13 protein-coding genes are annotated in these 18,436 nt (G+C 56.0%); 7 read left to right on the forward strand and 6 right to left on the reverse strand.

Features of this window, described 5'->3' with window-relative positions; genetic code table 11:
- Nucleotides 1–44 precede the first annotated feature (44 nt).
- The 3 genes from B3729_RS08125 to B3729_RS08135 all read left to right on the forward strand — a co-directional run bounded on the left by B3729_RS08125 (nucleotide 45) and on the right by B3729_RS08135 (nucleotide 3,833).
- On the forward strand, nucleotides 45–1,004 hold the full coding sequence (locus B3729_RS08125; protein WP_286787567.1) for a PfkB family carbohydrate kinase: 960 nt from the start codon (nucleotides 45–47) through the stop codon (nucleotides 1,002–1,004).
- The gene (locus B3729_RS08130; protein ID WP_286787568.1) at nucleotides 997–3,408 is read left to right on the forward strand and encodes a glycoside hydrolase family 65 protein; all 2,412 of its coding nucleotides are present in this window, start codon (nucleotides 997–999) and stop codon (nucleotides 3,406–3,408) included. Before B3729_RS08125 ends, B3729_RS08130 begins: the two co-directional genes overlap by 8 nt.
- A 218-nt stretch (nucleotides 3,409–3,626) precedes the next feature.
- Nucleotides 3,627–3,833, forward strand: a complete 207-nt coding sequence (locus tag B3729_RS08135; protein WP_026003743.1) for a hypothetical protein — start codon at nucleotides 3,627–3,629, stop codon at nucleotides 3,831–3,833.
- A 230-nt stretch (nucleotides 3,834–4,063) separates the two neighbouring features.
- Here B3729_RS08135 and B3729_RS08140 read toward each other — a convergent pair whose 3' ends face one another.
- Together B3729_RS08140 and B3729_RS08145 are read right to left on the reverse strand one after the other, a co-directional pair.
- The gene (locus B3729_RS08140) at nucleotides 4,064–7,468 is read right to left on the reverse strand and encodes an ATP-binding protein (protein ID WP_286787569.1); all 3,405 of its coding nucleotides are present in this window, start codon (nucleotides 7,466–7,468) and stop codon (nucleotides 4,064–4,066) included.
- Nucleotides 7,469–7,566: 98 nt separating this feature from the next.
- On the reverse strand, nucleotides 7,567–8,115 hold the full coding sequence (locus B3729_RS08145; RefSeq protein ID WP_286787570.1) for a hypothetical protein: 549 nt from the start codon (nucleotides 8,113–8,115) through the stop codon (nucleotides 7,567–7,569).
- A gap of 158 nt (nucleotides 8,116–8,273) precedes the next feature.
- On the opposite strand from B3729_RS08145, the gene B3729_RS08150 reads away from it, so the two are divergent.
- Both B3729_RS08150 and B3729_RS08155 read left to right on the forward strand, forming a co-directional pair.
- The gene (locus tag B3729_RS08150) at nucleotides 8,274–8,507 is read left to right on the forward strand and encodes a hypothetical protein (protein WP_010795051.1); all 234 of its coding nucleotides are present in this window, start codon (nucleotides 8,274–8,276) and stop codon (nucleotides 8,505–8,507) included.
- A 222-nt stretch (nucleotides 8,508–8,729) separates the two neighbouring features.
- A complete protein-coding gene (locus B3729_RS08155; RefSeq protein ID WP_010795050.1) occupies nucleotides 8,730–9,056 on the forward strand; it encodes a hypothetical protein in 327 nt (108 codons plus the stop codon).
- A gap of 51 nt (nucleotides 9,057–9,107) precedes the next feature.
- Here the strand turns inward: B3729_RS08155 and sstT are convergent, their stop codons facing one another.
- The 3 genes from sstT to B3729_RS08170 form a co-directional block, all read right to left on the reverse strand.
- The gene (sstT, locus tag B3729_RS08160; protein ID WP_010795049.1) at nucleotides 9,108–10,322 is read right to left on the reverse strand and encodes a serine/threonine transporter SstT; all 1,215 of its coding nucleotides are present in this window, start codon (nucleotides 10,320–10,322) and stop codon (nucleotides 9,108–9,110) included.
- Between the two features lie 357 nt (nucleotides 10,323–10,679).
- Nucleotides 10,680–13,742, reverse strand: a complete 3,063-nt coding sequence (locus tag B3729_RS08165; protein ID WP_286787571.1) for a PAS domain S-box protein — start codon at nucleotides 13,740–13,742, stop codon at nucleotides 10,680–10,682.
- Nucleotides 13,743–13,874: 132 nt separating this feature from the next.
- Entirely contained in the window at nucleotides 13,875–15,659 is a 1,785-nt protein-coding gene (locus tag B3729_RS08170; RefSeq protein WP_286787572.1) for a putative bifunctional diguanylate cyclase/phosphodiesterase, read from the reverse strand.
- A gap of 216 nt (nucleotides 15,660–15,875) precedes the next feature.
- On the opposite strand from B3729_RS08170, the gene B3729_RS08175 reads away from it, so the two are divergent.
- Both B3729_RS08175 and B3729_RS08180 read left to right on the forward strand, forming a co-directional pair.
- Nucleotides 15,876–16,433: a DNA-3-methyladenine glycosylase gene (locus B3729_RS08175; RefSeq protein ID WP_286787573.1), complete on the forward strand. Its 558-nt coding sequence runs from the start codon at nucleotides 15,876–15,878 to the stop codon at nucleotides 16,431–16,433.
- Nucleotides 16,434–16,568: 135 nt separating this feature from the next.
- On the forward strand, nucleotides 16,569–17,840 hold the full coding sequence (locus B3729_RS08180) for a cytochrome P450 (protein ID WP_286787574.1): 1,272 nt from the start codon (nucleotides 16,569–16,571) through the stop codon (nucleotides 17,838–17,840).
- 119 nt (nucleotides 17,841–17,959) lie between these two features.
- On the opposite strand, the gene B3729_RS08185 is transcribed toward B3729_RS08180, so the two are convergent.
- The gene (locus B3729_RS08185) at nucleotides 17,960–18,292 is read right to left on the reverse strand and encodes a hypothetical protein (RefSeq protein ID WP_010795044.1); all 333 of its coding nucleotides are present in this window, start codon (nucleotides 18,290–18,292) and stop codon (nucleotides 17,960–17,962) included.
- Nucleotides 18,293–18,436 lie beyond the last annotated feature (144 nt).

The raw sequence follows: 18,436 nt of genomic DNA on the forward strand, positions 1-18,436 counted from the left end.
GGGCGAGTCCTCCTTAGAGCTCTTATTCTCATGGGAGAAACGCCTTGACCCGCTCTACATTGCTATCCCTGGGCAGCATCAATGCAGACTTTCAAATGCGGCTCGATGAGGAGCCAGGTAGTGCCGAAACCTTGCTCGCCCATGACCACGTGCGCCTTTCGGGAGGCAAAGCGGCCAACGTAGCCTATTTGGGTGCGGTATTCGGATGTACGTCTCGGCTGCTGGGCTGCGTGGGAGACGATGATCTGGCAAGACAAGCCCTGTCACCTCTGCAGGCGGTAGGGGTCGATATAGGTTCGGTTTGCACGGCGCGCGGAGCGACTACCGGGGTTTCCATCATCATGGTCCCGCCCAAAGGCAAGAAACAGATCGTTTTGGCAACCAACGCCAACGATCACTGGGATGAGACATCTGCCCAGGCCATGGTTGAGGCGATCAGGCAGACCGCTCCGCCGGCGTTGCTGACAGTGGACTATGAGATACCTGCCTGGGTAGTGCGTAAGGCTGTCGAGGCGGCAGACCAGCGTACCGTTCCTGTCGTAATGGACTTGTCCTTTCCCGACCGCGTTGAAAAAGCATTGCTGAGCAAGGTTCTGGCGGTATCGCCCAATGCCTCCGAAGCCGAGGGAGTCACCGGCATCACGATCGATTCTCCCGAATCAGCTTTGCAAGCGGCTCGAGCGCTTCATGAGTGGGGCGTCTCGATTGTGTGCATCAAGCTGGAGGATGGCGGTTGTGTGCTAGTAACCGAGGAGGGCGCAGCGCTTATCCCGGCAGGAGAGGCTGATGTAGTGGACAGCACGGGGGCCGGTGATGCGTTCACAGGCGTTCTGTCGATTGCCCTGCTGGAAGGCCTCGCACCGCTGGAAGCCGCTTTGCGAGGCGTTGCTGCTGCCAACCTGGCAGTAAGAGGATACGGCTCGCAACCTGCCTATCCTTCGCGCGAGGAGGTGGAGCAGCAGGCGGACCGGCTGAGAGCAGGGGTACGCAATCTCTATGAATGATGCGTTCAACACAACTCGCACCGAGATCATATTCAATGAGTATAAGCCCTCGGACGAACGTCGCCGTGAAGCACTTCTGGCACTGGGCAATGGTGTGCTCAGTATGCGGGCCAGTGCACCGGAACTTAGCGCAAGCCGTCTGAGCCAGGGGGACGACCAGCACTACCCTGGTTTTTATCGTGCGGGTTGGTATGACGATGCGCCCCGCAGGGTGAATGGGAAGCGCATCGCCATGTCGGCCTTGGTCAACCTGCCTGATCCGTTCGGACTCACGTTCGCGCTGGATGATGACCTGTGGTTCAACCTCGCCTCTGTCAAGCTTCAGCGTTATCGCCAGGTACTTTCACTAGACCGTGGCACGCTGCGGCGCGACATGACTTTCATGATGGGGCCGACGCGTGAAGTGCGGTTGAGCGAGACGCGTCTGGTCAGCATGGCCGACCCTGATCTGTGCGTACTGCGCTGGGAGGTGTACGTACCCGAGGGAGGCTGCATCCGGGTGCGCTCGACGCTCAACGCCGGGGTCAGAAATGCCGGGGTCAAGCGTGATGCAGCCTATGAGGGGCGACGCCTGCAAACCATTGGATTCCATAGCGAAGCTGACGGTGGCGCCGCTGTGTTGGCATCCCTGCATGACCGGTCCCGCGAAGTAGCAGTTGCGGCACATACCCGGCTAAGTATGCCGGCTGGTCCCTGGCAACAGGCCGTGATGGGCGACTGCCTGTGCCTTGAGGCTACCTGTGATCTGCCTGAAGGCAGAACGCTGATCATCGAGAAATATGTAACGGTCAGGGTCGAGGGTGAAATCCCGCGTCATGAGGACAGTGGGAGAACGCTTTCGATTATGCTCGACCAACTCCGTCGGCGCTCCGATTTTGATAGCGTCCTGCAGCGGCACGCCGCCCATTGGCACAGGTTATGGGGCCGCATGGCCATGCAGATGACCGAGCATCATCTCGCCTTGCCCCTGCGCCTGCATCGTTTCCATGTGCTTCAGGCGCTTTCGCCCAACAGTCTTGGTCAGGACATGGGGTGGCCTGCCAGAGGTTGGCAGGAAGGATATTTTGGGCAGATCTTCTGGGATGAGATTTTTGCCGTGCCCTTTCTAGCCACTCACTTTCCAGAGCTTGCTCATACGGTAGTGAACTACCGCTATGCCCGCCTCGACATGGCACGGGCGTTGGCGCGCAGGAGCAGGTATCGCGGAGCGATGTTCCCCTGGAGAAGCGGGCGAACCGGAGGGGAGGAAACCCCTCCTTATCAGTGTAATCCATTGTCCCATCACTGGGTGCCCGACCATACCTATCTGCAACGGCACGTGGGTTCAGCCATTGCCTATGATGTCTGGCAGCTGTATCTCGCCACAGGAGATCGCTCCCTGTTGAGCCACAACGGCGGCGAGCTGATTCTGGAAATTGCTCGCTTCTGGGCCAGCATGGTGCGTTTTGTTCCAGAGCGGGGGCGCTATGTAATCGAAGGCGTTATTGGTCCCGACGAGTATCACAACGCGTATCCCAATACCGATGTGCCGGGGCTCGATAACAATGCCTATACCAATGTCATGGCGTCCTGGGTGTTGGCCCTGGCTCTGGAATTACTTGATCTACTACCTGACGAGGAAGCCGATGCACTTCAACAGCGGCTTGGTGTTACGCCACAGGAGCGAGTGGATTGGGATCGGATCAGCCGTACGCTGTATGTCCCTGTGCAGGGAGATGGCGTGATTAGCCAGTTTGAAGGCTTTGACCGGCTGGAGTCACCGCCCCCAAAATTTCGTCAAGATGGGCGGCCGCGCCTGGATTGGATGCTGGAGACTCAAGGTGACAAGACCGATAATTATCAGCTGACCAAGCAAGCCGATGTGCTGATGCTACTTTACCTGTTTCCGCCCCGGGAACTGGAGCGGCTTTTTGCGCGCTTGGGCTATATCGAGCATTTGGCTGAGATTCGGCGAACGGCTGACTATTACCTGGCACGTATCACGCATGAGTCCAGTCTGTCGAAAGTGGTTTGTGCGGGTGCGTTGGCTCGTCTGGATGCGGAGCGCTCCTGGGACTACTTCAGGCAGAGCTTGCGTACCGACCTGGATGCACCTTCTGATAGCGGCATTCAGGAAGGGATTCATCTGGGCGCCATGGCCGGGTCGCTGGATGTCCTGCAGCGGCATTACCTGGGGATAGTGCCCAATGTGGCCTGTTTACAAGTGATGCCTGCGCCTCCTGCTGCGCTGGACAATGTTTCGTTGGATATCGAGTACAAAGGGGTGCGGCTGAGTGTCGCGTTGAAAGACCGGATATTGTCCTTATCTTCTGACCCTCGAAACAGCCACGACGCTTGTATCGAGTACTGGGACAACCGGTTCTCCCTGAAACCCGGCCAAGTCATCCATTTGACATGCCGCTAGGTCAAGAATAAGTCGCTACGACTATCAAGAAGTAGTCTTTTAAACCGATACCTAACGACAAGAATTAACGGTTGCAGTCATTTGACTGGTTAATAACCGCTCGTCAGGTATTTTGCTCCTATTAGTTAGCTTGCTGCCTTTTGATGTGACCGCTGGATATTAAGCTTGCGTCTTCAGGCAGCTGAATCGATTTTTTAAATATCTTGTGTGGAGGTAACGTGAGAACTAAAGAAGGTGCATCGAAACGTCGTCGAGAGGGCGTATCGATCATGGAATGGCTGGTTATTGGCGTCCTCTCGGCTTATATCGTATTCAGTCTTACCGTTTTCGCACAGAAGCAGTGGAATTCACTGACTGAAGTGCAAAAAGAGCAGATCATCGAAGACATCAGCCGTGCTGCCCAAGAAACGCCGCTGCTGACCTGATTACGCTTCTTTCAAGCCCTGTGGCTTTTACCGCATAAGAATAAAAGCAAAACTACTTCATAGGATCCTGTTTAGCGGATCAGGGTATTTATTTGCCTTTGAAAAAAGTATTGAACCGTTATTTTAAATGGATTCAATATTTCCATGCGGTTTGCTCAATAATAAAGTATTTCTGAAACCCTCAAGATAGAGCCTGTCTTGAGGGTTTTGTTTATACCAATGCACTTATATCAATTAAGTTTGATAGTTTGCTTGCGGCTTGCAACATTAATAATAACGCTGGCAAGTTGGCTCAAAGTAAACGGCTTGCTCAATACTGTAAGATTGCCCGCAGAGAGCGCAGCTGAGTCCGCATATCCCGTCATCAGCACAATCCTGAGTTCCGGTTTGATGGCCAGACCCTGCTTGCACAGCTCCATGCCTGTCATGCCGGGCATGGCATAGTCGGTCAGAAGCAGATCTATCCCGTCTCCATCATGTAACTGCTGTATCGCTTCCTGCCCATTTGCCGCCTCGATGTGTTCATAGCCTAGCTCTGATAGCATGGCAGACGTTGAGTGACGTACCTGCGCGTCGTCATCCACCAGCAGAATCCTTAGCGGGATTGGAGAGGAAAGGTCTACGTTGACCGGCTCGCTCATTGCCTGTACCGGCTCTGAAGTACGGGGCAGGTAAAGAGAGATACACGTGCCGTGACCTGGCTGGCTTTGTATTTCAACGTCTCCCCCAAACTGACGAACCGTGCCATAGACCTGGGCCAGGCCCAATCCTGTTCCCTTGCCCTGTGCTTTGGTGGTGAAAAAGGGCTCGAACACGTGGCTGAGCACCTCCTGAGACATGCCCTCACCGGTGTCGGTAAGGCTGATACGTATGAACTCGCCTCGTCCCAGGGAGGCCGGGCGACTATCCGAGGCGCTTATGTTCTGTGTCTGAATGGTCAGGCTTCCGCCGCTGGGCATGGCGTCCCGCGCATTCACCGCCAGGTTTACGATAGCCAATTCAAACTGGTCAGAATCGCTTTGCGCGGGCCAGAGGCCTGCTTGAAGGTTCATCACCAGTTCTACGGTGCCGCCAAGGGTGGCGTGCAACAGGGCCTGCATACCTTGTAGGATCGAGTTGAGGTCAACGGGGCGGGCGTTGAGTCGCTGCTTACGTGAGAAGGCAAGCAGCTGTGCGGTCAGCCTGGCGCCTCGATTGGCGGCCTGTTGGGCATTTTTCAGCAAGCGACTCGTACGCTCGTCGTGAGTACGCCGCTCCAGCAAATCCAGCGAGGCGATTACGACGGCAAGCAGATTGTTGAAGTCGTGAGCCACGCCCGCCGTCAACTGACCGATCGCATCCATCTTTCGCGACTGGGCTAGCTGCTCCTCGGCTTCCTGGCGCAGGTGCGCCAGCTCAAGGGTAGATTGAACCCTGGCCTTGAGCTCCCGGGCGGAAAAGGGTTTGACAAGGTAGTCATCTGCACCGGCTGCCAACCCATCCACACTGGCCTCTTCACCGGCACGTGCCGAGAGCATAATGATGGGCAGGGTGTTAAGCAGCGGATCTTCCCGTAGCTTGCGTACCAGGCCGAATCCATCCAGTTGGGGCATCATCACGTCGGTCAGTAACAGGTCTGCCCCGTACTGCTGCAGAACCTCAAGCGCGGCGGCTCCGTCTGCGACCGTAACAACGTCATGATCAGGCTCAAGCAGGCGCTGGATGTAGGCGCGCATATCCGCGTTGTCATCGGCTAGCACAATACGGGCACGCCGCTTCATGGGATCCCTTGCTGCGACCATCACCGCTCCAGCCGCCTGGGTTTCCAGCCGCGGAGTCACGGGGTCATCAACCAGCCAGCGCAAGGCCTCCTCTACAAACGGTGCCGCTCCAGGGCTTTCGCTCGCACCGGATGCAGCATCCTGAAGCGATTCGTCCGGGAGATGACGGCTGCCAAAGGGGATTCTCAAGGTGAACGTGGTACCGTGGTTCAGCTCGCTGTTCACGGATACCGAGCCACCATGCAGTGCAACCAGCTCATTCACCAGGGCCAGGCCAATACCTGAACCTTCATAGGAACGGCTCTTGGTGTCCTCGATTCGGTGGAAGCGCTCAAAAAGACGGGGAAGGTGCTCTGCAGCAATGCCGACCCCGGTGTCAGCTACGGTCAGCTGAACATGGGTATCGGTCGAGCTCAGTTCCAGGCGGATCTGGCCGCTGAACGTAAACTTGAACGCATTGGATAATAGATTGAGGACCACCTTTTCCCACATCTCCCGGTCGACAAAGACGGGCTCGGGGAGGGTGGGGCAGAAGACATCGAAACGAAGACCCGCCCGCTCGATAGCCGAGCGAAAACTGCTCGCCAGATCTGCTGTAAAAGATGCCAGATCCGTAGGCACAAACCGGGCTTGCGAGCGGCCTGCTTCGACACGGGAGAAGTCCAGCAATGTGTTGACCAGCCGCAGTAGGCGGAGGGCATTGCGGTGCGCTATGGTCAACTCACCCCGAACCTCGGGCGTCAGGGTTTGTGTTCCAAGTAGATCCTCAAGCGGACCCAGCATGAGTGTCAGGGGGGTTCTGAACTCATGGGATACGTTGGAGAAGAACTGAGTCTTGGCACGGTCCAGCTCAGCCAGCATCTCGGCTCTCTGCTGTGCCTGTTCATACGCACGGGCATTGCGCAGAGCCGTCGAAACCTGCCCTGCGACCAGTGTGATGAATGTGGCATAGGCATCATCCAGCGCACGGCTTGGACTGATCCCCACGATCAGGACCCCTAGCGGCTCGGCATCACTTTCGCCAGCGATCGGCATGATATGAGCCGAATCGACAGGGTCCTGCCAGAGGCCACCATGAAGCCCCAGCGCATCTGAAAGCCCAGTAATGGTTTGGGCTTGCCCAGCCAAGACTTGTTTGAAGGGCCACAGCGGCTCAGTCGCGGTGCTGCCTACAGACATGGTAGAGGGCACATGAGCCCCCGGGTCTATGGGCGTCGCGGCAACCAGATTCAGCGTCTCTTCAGGGCCTTTTAGATAAAGCAGTGCAAAAGGCAGATCCAGCGGATCACTGGCCAGTGCGGCTCCAATGTCCCTGCTGGTGGTTTCGACACTTCGAATTTCACCGGCCTGTGTTGAGAGATCGCTCAGCAGCTTCAATCGGCGCTCGCCTACAACCTGCAGAGTGACTTCGCTACACACAGCCAGCATGCCGACAATGCTTCCTTCGTCATTTTCGGCTGGTGCATGGGAGACGCTGAAATAGGCTTCTTCGCGGTAGCCTGCGCGGTCCATCAGCAGAGGAAGGGCTGCGGTCCAGTTCGCCTGTCCACTTTCCATGACCCGTTCGATCATAGGACCAAGCGTATCCCAGTTTTCCGCCATGGTAGTGCGGATATCCTCGCCCAGCGCTTGGGGATGTTTATCGCCGATCAGCTTGGCGTAGGCATCATTGTAGATCTGCGTAAATGCAGTACCCCAGGTAAGGATCATGGGGTACTGGGACGAAAGAAGGGTACGGACCGTTGAGCGAAGGCTCTGTGGCCAGGTGGATACGGCGCCTAGTGGTGTTTTCGACCAATCAAGGTCCCTTGCCAGGGCACGTATCTCACCAGGGCCACGAAACAGAGTTAGAGCAGAAGCGTTATGTGAGGTCATGTGACAGGATAACAGGCGGCTCCCGGATTATCCGGGACACAAAGTGTATTAAATCCATGCTTCGCCGATGAACTCAACTGTCCGTTGTTAGGAATCAGTCATTGATCAACAGGCATCCAGCCCAGGCGCTGCTCGATCGCGGTGCGATAAGGCGTTCTGATTTCAAGCGGAAGCTGCCTGACATAGTTGCAGGCATGATCTCGAATATCCCCTTCAAGCCCATCGAGATAAGCAATGGCTTCATCAACAGAAGGCATACGGTCCTCTTCGTCCCTCGACTTGGGAGGCAAAGCCGTCCAGACCACGGCATCCAGCTCTCTGTGGTCAGCCCAGGCTCGAATGCGTTCACCATAGGGACCTTCGTATTCGCCTGGAATACTGCCTACGTATTCAGGGCGTTCACGGTTGATCTGCTCGCGATCACGTAGCAATTCACGGGCGATATCAATGTCCTGAACATTCAACAGTGCCCAGAACGTGGGGCTATCCGGTGCGCTTGAAGACAAGGCAACCGCTAATTCTCCACCGTCACAGGTGCGGCAGAGCTCTACCGGCAACCTTGGACCATCGTTCATCCAGGCAGAAGCCAATGGAAGCGGGCCGGGCTTCCAGATCAGGGAGCCCCAGGCAAGACAAGCAATACGCATGCTGAATACTCGCGGTTGGAATCGGATGGGATTGGGTTGCGAAGGCAACATACAGGTTTGAAGGTAAGAAACCGTTTCGGTTCAGCACAACCGACCGGGGGCAGTCAGGCGGGCGATCCTATAGAATAGCCGAGCCTAGAAACTCGCTGAGTAATCGAATGAACGACTCCAAATCCAAAGTACGCCCATTAACCTGGATCGGCCTGGTGCTGTTCGTAGGCGGAGTAGTGGGGCTGGTAACGGCTCTGGTGCCGCTGATCGGTCCTGAAAGAGCGCCTCGTGACGCGGGTCACCTGACGCCCCTGGTCCTGTCAGCAGTTGTCCAGTTCATCGGTTATGTACTGCTCAATCGCAACCGTTTCCGTGGACGTAAGCAGCCAGGAAAGCGCTGATTTCCCTTGAGGTCATATAGCCATCTCATCTGTTTCTTGGCTCCATCCTGTCTGAGCTTCCAATCGCTGCGAACGAAATCACAGAAAGCGAGTCGGAAGGAATCGTTACGACTGGGTTGAAGTCCTTTAAGGATGACCGGGCCTTGAGCGTAGCGATGTCAATCAGGGTTCGGCATGGCGTGCAGCCGTGAGTGCTGCCGGGCCGGAAAAGGATGAAGATTCATGCGCAAGACAATCGTGATGCTTTCCCTGGCGCTCCTGGCAGCGTGCACCCATGGGAACAAGAATGACCAGACCGCTCAGGATGTGCAGATTGAGCGGTACATGACCGAGCAGCAACTCGTAGGCTCGATGGGTAAACCGGATCATGTACAGAAGGAAGGGTCGCTGACCGTCCTTGTTTACAGGGACCGGTTGCTCAGCATGTCAGCCGATCGCTCGGATTATTCCTTTATCTTTGACGGGGGCCACCTCGTCGAATACACCCCTGGAAGGGTCAAGGTGCAGACCCAGAACGGCACGCCAAAGATTACAGTGGAGCCTGCCTGACTGTAGGGAGTAGGGCAGCGGAAAGGGAGGTTTCTTTCCGCTGCCTAACTGTCAGGCTTCCTTGGCCTGACAGGCCGCTGCCGTAAAGATCACATCGGTGGAAGAGTTCAGGGCGGTTTCTGCCGAGTCCTGAACCACCCCGATAATGAAGCCTACCGCTACCACTTGCATGGCGATTTCACTGGGAATCCCGAACAGGCTGCAGGCCAGTGGGATCAGCAGCAGCGAACCGCCCGCGACGCCTGACGCACCGCAGGCACAAACCGCGGCCACTATGCTGAGCAGAAGAGCCGTCGGAATATCAACGGAAATACCCAGTGTTTCGACTGCAGCCAGTGTTAGCACAGTAATGGTAATGGCTGCGCCAGCCATATTAATCGTGGCGCCTAGCGGAATCGAAACCGAATAGGTGTCCTCATGCAGGCCCAACCGTTCGCACAAGCCCAGGTTGACCGGTACGTTTGCGGCCGAGCTACGGGTGAAGAACGCTGTGATGCCACTCTCTCGCAGGCAGGTCAGGACAAGGGGGTAGGGGTTGCGTCGTGTTTTCCAGTACACGATGAGCGGGTTAACCACAAAGGCCACCAGCAGCATGCAACCAATCAATACGACCAAAAGATGCAGGTAACCCGCCAAGGCATCAAACCCGGACGTTGCCAGGGTCGAGGATACAAGACCGAAAATACCGAGCGGCGCAAAGCGAATCACGAAGCGGACAATACTCGAAACGCCATCCGCCAGATCAGTGAACACGGTACGGGTCGTCTCGCTGGCATGACGGAAGGCAATGCCCAGGCCAATGGCCCAGGCCAGAATGCCCATGAAATTAGCATTGATAAGCGCGTTGACCGGGTTATCGACGATGCTCAGCAGCAATGTTTGCAATACGCTGCTGATCCCTTCCGGCGGGCTGATATCGCTGGTATGGGCGACCAGCGTCAAGGTCGATGGGAAGAGAAAGCTGGCTAGTACAGCAATTACCGATGCAGACAGCGTCCCGATTACATATAACCACAGGATGGGTTTGATATGGGTAGGTTGTCCCTGCTTGTGATTGGCAATGGAGGACGCTACCAGAACAAATACCAGGATCGGCGCAACCGCTTTCAGGGCTGTGACGAACACGGAGCCGATGAAACCTGTGGCCTGGGCCGCAGAGGGCGCAACGAGCGCAAGCACGATGCCGGCGATCAGTCCGATGAGAATCTGCATCACCAGACTGGAGCGCATCAGCCAGTTCAGAAAGGGGTTTGTAGCTTGGGTCATGGCAAGATCAACTTATAAGAAAGCGGGGCGATGTTGGCAAAGACGGGGTTCGTGCGTTCCCTTCACGCGAGTTGAATACACGCCGTACAGGATCAGTCTGTCCCGCTAAAGGTTCGTTTTTCACGTACGGCCATTGAGCGAAGCGACGGATTTTAAAGGTATTTGCCTGCTTTTGGACACTAAAAGCGCAAAAGCCGATCGCCAGCAAGGCGTAATGGCCTATTGATACAGGGTCGTTGAATGCGTTTGTGGAGCACAACCCTGACAATCTTGCCTTATACGGGCTTATTCAGACGCCTCGTGATATGAGTCATGCCCTTCGGGAGAGGGGCATGATTCTTAGTCTCCTGACGCGCATCAATCTTGAGCCTTGATCATCTCTTGAATCTTGCTGGCCAAGGCATCCACATTGAACGGCTTGGTAATGATCTCCATGTTTTCGCCCAGGTAGCCTTCGACCTGGGCGCCTTCGGCATAGCCTGTAGCAAACAGGATCTTCAGCTCCGGTCGCAGGGTTCTGGCTACATCGGCCAGCTGGCGGCCGTTCATTCCCGGCAGCCCCACGTCGGAGATCATCAGATCGATCTGTTGACCATTTTGTAGCAGAGGAATCGCCTGCTGCGCATCGACCGCCTCAAGCGAGCTATAGCCCAGCTCATCGAGCACTTCGACGATCAGCGAGCGGACAATGGTTTCGTCCTCCACCACCAATACAGTCTCTCCGGAGCCTTTAAGCAATTGTCTTTCGGTATTGATCGCGTGCTCATCCAGCGCGCCACGGTATCGAGGTAGATATAGCCTGACGCTTGTACCTTTGCCCTGTGTGGAGAAGATACGGACCTGTCCCTTGGATTGTTTGGCGTAGCCATAAATCATGGACAAGCCAAGGCCGGTACCCTGACCGATGGGTTTGGTGGTGAAAAACGGATCAAAGGCGCGCTCGATAACCTCTGGACTCATGCCCGTCCCGGTATCGTTTACACACAGTACGACATAGTCACCTGGCGCCAATGTCAGGTGTGGGTCGTCAGTGTGCTCATCAAAGTGCGCCGAGGAGGTGGCAATAGTGATCGTTCCGCCCTCCGGCATGGCATCACGAGCATTGATCACAAGGTTAAGCAGCGCGCTTTCCAGCTGATTCGTATCGGTAAGCGCCGGCCATAATCCTGCTGCAAGCGTTGTATCGAGGGCTATCTTTTCACCAATGGTGCGTCTGAGCAGCTCCTCCATCGACGCAACCAGGGTGTTCAGGTTGACCGGTTTGAGATCCAAGGCCTGGCGCCGCGAAAAAGCCAGAAGGCGTTGGGTGAGGGCGGCTGCACGCTGCGCCGACGTGACGGCAGCGCTCATATAGCGTTCCAGATCCTGGGCGCGCCCCGATTCATAACGGCGCTGCATCAGGTCCAGCGAGCCGATAATGCCCGTCAGCAGATTGTTGAAGTCATGGGCGATACCGCCGGTGAGCTGGCCGACAGCTTCCATTTTCTGGGATTGACGAAGTTGATCCTCAAGCTGGCGCTGCTCGGTAATATCCCGACCAACCGAATAGATCAATCCTTCCTCGGGTACGGCTGTCCAAGAGGTCAACCTATAGTTGCCATTCTGATGGAGCAGGCGTACCTCGTAGGAACGGGCCCGCCGTTCCTGATCGATGATGCTGAGCCCATGCGTGACGCGGTCAACATCATCAGGATGAATGAATTCAAGATAGTTTCTGCCAAGCAGATCGTTTTCCGACCAGCCTAGCGTCTCGTACCAGGCCTCGTTCACCGAAGTGAGTCGGCCATCCAGTTGGCAGACCTTCATCAGGTCGTTACTTAAACGCCAGATTCGATCACGCTCGCGCGTGCGTAGCTCAATCTGCTTTTCAAGCTCCTCCCGTGAACGGGAAAGGACCTCGCGAGCATCGATGATGTCCTGAATATCGGTCGATGTACCAAACCAGCCCTCGACCGCACCACGCTCATTACGTACCGGCTGAGCCCGTCCGAGCACCCAGCGGTATTGGCCGGAGCGATGGCGAAGCCGAAACTCTGTACGGTAGGGCTCACCACTTGTGAGGCATTGCTGCCAAGACGCCCAAGTGGTCTCCCGATCATCGGGGTGAACCATCTCAATCCACTTGTCACCATCGGTATGTTCTGGCACCGATCCGGTGAATTCGTACCAGCGCTCGTTGAAGTAGTAATGATGACCATCCGGGCGACTGGCCCAGACCATCTGGTCAATGGAGTTCGTGATGGCCTTGAAGCGTGCTTCGCTTTCCGACAAGGCGGCTTCAGCTTGCTTGCGTGCGGTGACATCCAGAAAGAGCACAACAAAGCGGGTAGGGTCCAGACGCCTTAACCAGGACTCGAACCAACGACCTTCCAACGCCTGCAGCTGCAGTTCAAAATGTACGGGATCGTTATGACGTATGAAGCGTGCATAACTCTCTATCAGCGTGTCATCGATATGAGGTAGTGCTTCGCGGAGGGTCCGGCCTTGCACCTGCTCGGGCGGAAGTCCTGTCAGCTGGCTGAAGGCTGGGTTGACCTCGATAAAACGAAAATCAACCATATGGCCTGTTATGTCTAGGATGGGCTCTGCGACGAAAAAGCCTTCCTGCATCTCCTGGGTAAGGTTGCGCAAGCGAGCATCGCTTTCCAACCGTGCCTGTTCAGCCCGTTTGCGATCGGTGATGTCGTAGCACACGCCAAAATAACGCATGCCTTCACGAGTATTGACCAAGATAGGCTCGCCTCGACGAGCCATCCAGCGTTCCTCTCCATTGTCAGGCCTGCGGATACGATACTCGACGTAATCCAACGCACCCTCTAAAAACTCATGACTGTTGGTGATAACACGTGCGCGATCTTCAGGGTGGATGAGTGCAATCAACTCCTCGATCTGAAAGCTCTCCTGCTCAGGCAGCCCCCAAAGCTGGCACATCTCTCGAGACACGGTTATGCGTCCTTGAGCCGGGTGCAATTCGAACGTTCCGATCTCTCCTACCTGTTGAGCCAGTCGAAGGCGCTCTGCAGCAAGACGCTCCGGCGTACGGTCACGCAGGATCTTGGAATAGCCCATCAGCACGCCATCCCTGCGCAGCGCACTCATCTCACCGCTGGCCCAGAAGCGTGTGCCATCCTGTTTGATATGCCACCGCTCGTCCTTGGCGCAGCCACAGCGGGCGGCTTCCGACATCTCGATGTTGGGCCGGTCCTGCGCGCAGTCTTCAGGGGTAAAGAAAATAGATACCGGCTGGCCAATGGCTTCGGCTGCCGTCCAGCCCAGGACCTTTTCCGCGCTGGGGTTCCAGTCCACGATGGTCCCCGATAGGTCGGATACGACCACGGCATAGTCAGAGGTATTGGCCAATACCAGTTGGGCCAGTTCACCAGGGCTCAAGGCGCTGAGGGAGGATCTACCGGATTCCATAAATAATACTTTTTTCTATCGGTTCATGATGTGACAGAAAAAGTAAGGGTTTATCCCATTGATAAGACCAACGCCTCATGAGGCTGAGAACTGCTAGACGGCTTTGTTGTTCGGTAGGACTCAGGAGGAGCTTTAATAGCGAAGCGGTTTACTCTCGAGCCATTCAAGCAGGGCAAGGGCCGGCATGGGGCGAGCCATGAGGTAGCCCTGGCCTTCATCGCATCCCCAGTTTCGCATCAGCTTGTAGATCTCCTCGGTCTCGATGCCTTCAGCCACTACCCGGTAGTCCATCTCCTTGGCCAGTTTGATCATGGCCTTGACGATGCGTTTGTCCTTTTCCTGCCGAAGCGTATTGCGGATGAAGGACTGGTCAAGCTTGACCACAGACACCGGAATATCTCGCAGATACGACCAGTTGCTGTAGCCCGTACCAAAGTCATCGATAGCGATGACGATCCCAAGATCATGGATGCGCTCCAGTTGGCGCTGCACAACTTCGGTCTGCCGGATCAGGGCGCCCTCGGTAAACTCCACCTCCAGCCGCTGCGCCGGCAGATCATATTCCCTGAGCAGGGCAGTCAGCGTATCGGTAAATACCTCATCGTCCAGATCGGCCGCGGATACGTTGATGGCCACCGTCAGGTTCAACCCCTGTTGTTGCCATGCCTTCGCCTGTTTGACCGCAGCCTTGAGGACCCACAGGCTGACTGAGCGAATCAGGAAGGTCTTTTCAGCCAGCGGTATGAATTCGCCTGGGCTGATATCGCCCAGTGTAGGATGGCGCCAGCGGAGCAAGGCTTCCACAGACGTACACTCACTGGTAGCCAGCTGGATTTTAGGCTGGAAGTAGAGCCTGAGCTGATCGTCCGCCTGAAGCGCTATCGTCAGTGCGCTCAGCAGGCGAAAGGCGCGCTGCTGCGCATGGTCGCGGCGCGGGCTGTACATCTCCCAGCCAGCATTGTTTTCCCGTGCATCGTCTGCTGCGCTGACGAGCGAACGTATCCAGTCCGTTGAGCGTGCCTTTTCCTTGTTAAGGACCAGAATGCCCAGACCTATCTGCGTCTGGATGGGAATGGTGTCGCAAACCAGCGGCGCCTCAAAGGACTCGAGGATATGCCTGTAAAGCGTTTCAGTTGCCTCCGTTTCGATGTTCGCCAACATAAAGGCAATGCGTGTAGGACTGATCCTGTAAAGTGCAAGATCCCTGGGTACAACAGCCTGTAGGCGGTCCCTGATCAGAAGCATGAGCCGTTCTGAAAACGTATAGCCCAACGCTTTGACGATGTCGTTGAGGATACGAGGCGCAATGACATCGACTGCCACCAGCGTGATCGGAAGATCCTGGTCCGAGAAAAAGCTCGAGACATCCCTTTCCAGGCGAGGACGATTGAACAGGCCGGTCGGTAGGTCAATGAAGTTGAGGTTGCGCAGTGTTTCTACACGCGCCATGACCAGCTCGGCGAGCCGGTTCAGCAGCTTTACCTGATGCTTATCCAGAGCGGGCCTTGGCTTCGTGTCAATGATGCACAAACTGCCCAGCCCAAGGCCCTGTTGAGTCAGCAGGGGAGCGCCTGCGTAAAAGCGGATGTGAGGTTCCCCGGTAACCAGCGGATTGTCCCTAAAGCGATGGTCCTGAGTAGCATCGCTGACCATGAAAAGCTCATCACTCAAGATGGCATGACTGCAAAAGGAGTGCTCACGCGGCGTTTCGCTGATGGTAAGCCCGACGCTCGCACTGAACCATTGCCGGTGAGTATCGATAATCGAGATCAGGGCAATCGGGACCTGAAACAACTCAGCAGCCAGCGCAACGATCTTGTCGAAAGCGCGATCCGGTTCCGGATTGATCAGGTACAGCTGCCGGATTTCTGCAATCCGCTCGGACTCGTTCGCGGGAGTGGGCACTAGGTTGTTCATGATTGTTATCAGGCGTGGGCTATTTTTGAATCATATGGGTTTTGTGATACATGTCAGATATTAAAAATTCCTACCAAGCGTTTAGAAAATGCCTGTTAAAGCAACATCAAGATCGGCCGATAAGGTTGCACACGTTCAATCTGGAATGATCGTTCAACGGCACCTGAGGTCCTCAGGAGTGTCATGTGTCTCTATGACTGTATAGGCAATATGACCATGACTGTACCGATTGATTTTGCATCTCCTGCCCATGAAGTGGCGCATCAACTGATTGGCTGGGTTTTTACCGTTAATGGTGTAGGCGGGCGGATCGTCGAGACCGAAGCCTATGATCGCGAAGACCCAGCCTCCCATAGCTTTTCCGGGCTTACGCGGCGTAACGCCACCATGTTTGGGCCGCCAGGCCATCTCTATGTCTATCGCTCCTACGGCATCCACTGGTGCCTGAACATCGTCTGCTGCGACACGGGGCATGGGGCGGGTGTGCTGATCCGCGCATTGGAGCCCCTGGAAGGAATTGACATCATGCGTGAGCGCCGCGGACTCGATACGCTACGCCTGCTATGTGCAGGCCCGGGGCGTGTGTGTCAGGCTCTGGGAATTACCGGAGAGCACGACGGGCTTGTACTGGAGTCGCCAGGCCTCAAATTGGCCGCACCGACAGCGCCTTTTGAGACGATTTCAGGGCCACGGATCGGTATCACCAAGGCGCGCGATGTGCCCTGGCGGTTTGGTTTGAAAGGGTCCCCTTTTCTAAGCCGCAGCTTTCGCTAGTCTGACGGCTGGTCGCTACATACAGCACCTTTGGCCTGTCTGCAGGGTCGATTAAGGCATTACGCGTGCGTTCGCCTGCCCATCGGCAGAGCGTTACGGCAATGTGCAAGTCGATCAATTGGAGTGCCGTCGTTTATGTCAGCGATCCCTAAAGACCCCCATCTGGACAGCTCTATCACCTTGCTCAAGGAGGGATACCGCTACATCCCTGAGCGCTGCCGTCGTTACCAGAGCGATGTCTTTCAGGCACGCCTGCTCATGCAGAACACTATCTGTCTGTCCGGGGAGGAGGGGGCCAGGCTATTTTACGACGAGTCGCTTTTCATGCGGGAAGCGGCCGCCCCCCGCATGTTGAAAAAGACCCTGTTTGGCTTTGGCTCCATTCAAGGGCTAGACGGGCAGGCGCACCGCGTGCGCAAGCAGATGTTCATGTCATTGATGACACCCGACAATATCCAACGACTGACGGCCCGGTACGCCGAACAATGGCAGCGAGACATTTCCGCCTGGACCGGTAATCACGAAGTCATCCTGCTCTATGCAGCCCAGTTTCAGCTCTGCCGGGTCGTTTGTGAGTGGTCCGGCGTGCCGCTGCCCGAGGGCGACGTAGCCAAGCGCCGTTCGCAGCTCACCGCTCTGATTGATGGCGCGGGTGGGATAGGGCTTCGGCACCTCAATGGCCGAAAGTCTCGCAAAGAAGCTGAAGCCTGGATTGCAGATCTCGTCACGCAGGTGCGTCAGGGTGCGTTGAATCCGGCTCCGCAAACGGCCTTGTACGTCTTCAGCCACCATAAGGACAGCGATGGTAACCGGCTTGACCCTAAAACGGCTGCGGTCGAAATTCTCAATGTGCTGAGGCCTACCGTAGCGGTTGCACGCTTTGTAGTCTTTGCTGCCTGGGCCCTGAACAAGCACCCCGAGTGGCAACAACGACTGCGCGACGAGCCGAGCATGCTGGAACCCTTTGTACAAGAAGTGCGGCGCGTCTTTTCGTTCTTTCCCTTTACAGTGGCGCGTGTTCGCAAGAACTTCGAGTGGAAAGGCTATCCCTTTACCAAGGGAACTCGCGTTCTGCTGGATCTCTATGGCATCAATCACGATGCGAGAATCTGGAAGGACCCTGAGCGATTTGATCCTGAACGGTTTTTGACTTGGGATGAAAACCCGTTCGGTTTTGTCACTCAAGGCGGTGGCGACCATCATCAGAACCATCGCTGCCCCGGTGAGTGGATTACGATCGAGCTGCTAAAGGTGGCAGTCAAGGCGCTTACGCAGTGGATGCGTTATGACGTACCCCCGCAGGATCTTTCGATCGATATCACGCGTATTCCAGTTCTCCCGGAAAGTCGTTTTGTGATCAGCCATGTGCGGTCGGTGGTACGTGAGTCTGCGGAGAGGGTTCAATGAGCGAAGGCTAAGGCTCAGCATTCGAACCTTTAGCGCCTGTGCGTCATTGCAACGGCTGTGGATCAGCAGCGCCTTGGCCTCATAAAAAGAAGCCTCGCATCAAGCGAGGCTTCTTTCAGCTACCAGCGCGGCGGGGGGCCGTAATAGCCAGGTGGCGGGCCATAGTAATAATGTGGCGGCGGAGCAGGAGCTACGCGTACAACCTGGGTCTCGTAATAGACAGGCTGCGCCGGGTAGTAAACCACCTGTGGCGGGGGCGGCGGTGGAGCCGCCTGTACGTAGACAGGCGCTTCAGCTGCGCGTGAGTTAGCCACAATCGCTCCGCCAACGACTGCCCCGACCACGGCCCCGAAAATGGCAGGTCCTGGGCCGTGCCCACCGTGAGCGGAAGCTTGGCCAGCCGCAGCGAGGCAACCTACCAAAAGCGCAATCTTGGGTAACTGGCGAATCATGAACGTCTCCTCCTCAGGAGCCCGGCTGTATGAAAAGCCGGCCATTCAATAAAACAACGAAGCGCTGTAAAGAAAAAGAGGAGGAAGGTAAAGGTTATGTAAGGACCGTTACGAGCAGATGGACGGTGAATTATGAAATGGAAA

Source organism: Pseudomonas sp. UBA3149 (genome assembly GCF_002364655.1).
GTDB lineage: Bacteria > Pseudomonadota > Gammaproteobacteria > Pseudomonadales > Pseudomonadaceae > Chryseomonas > Chryseomonas luteola.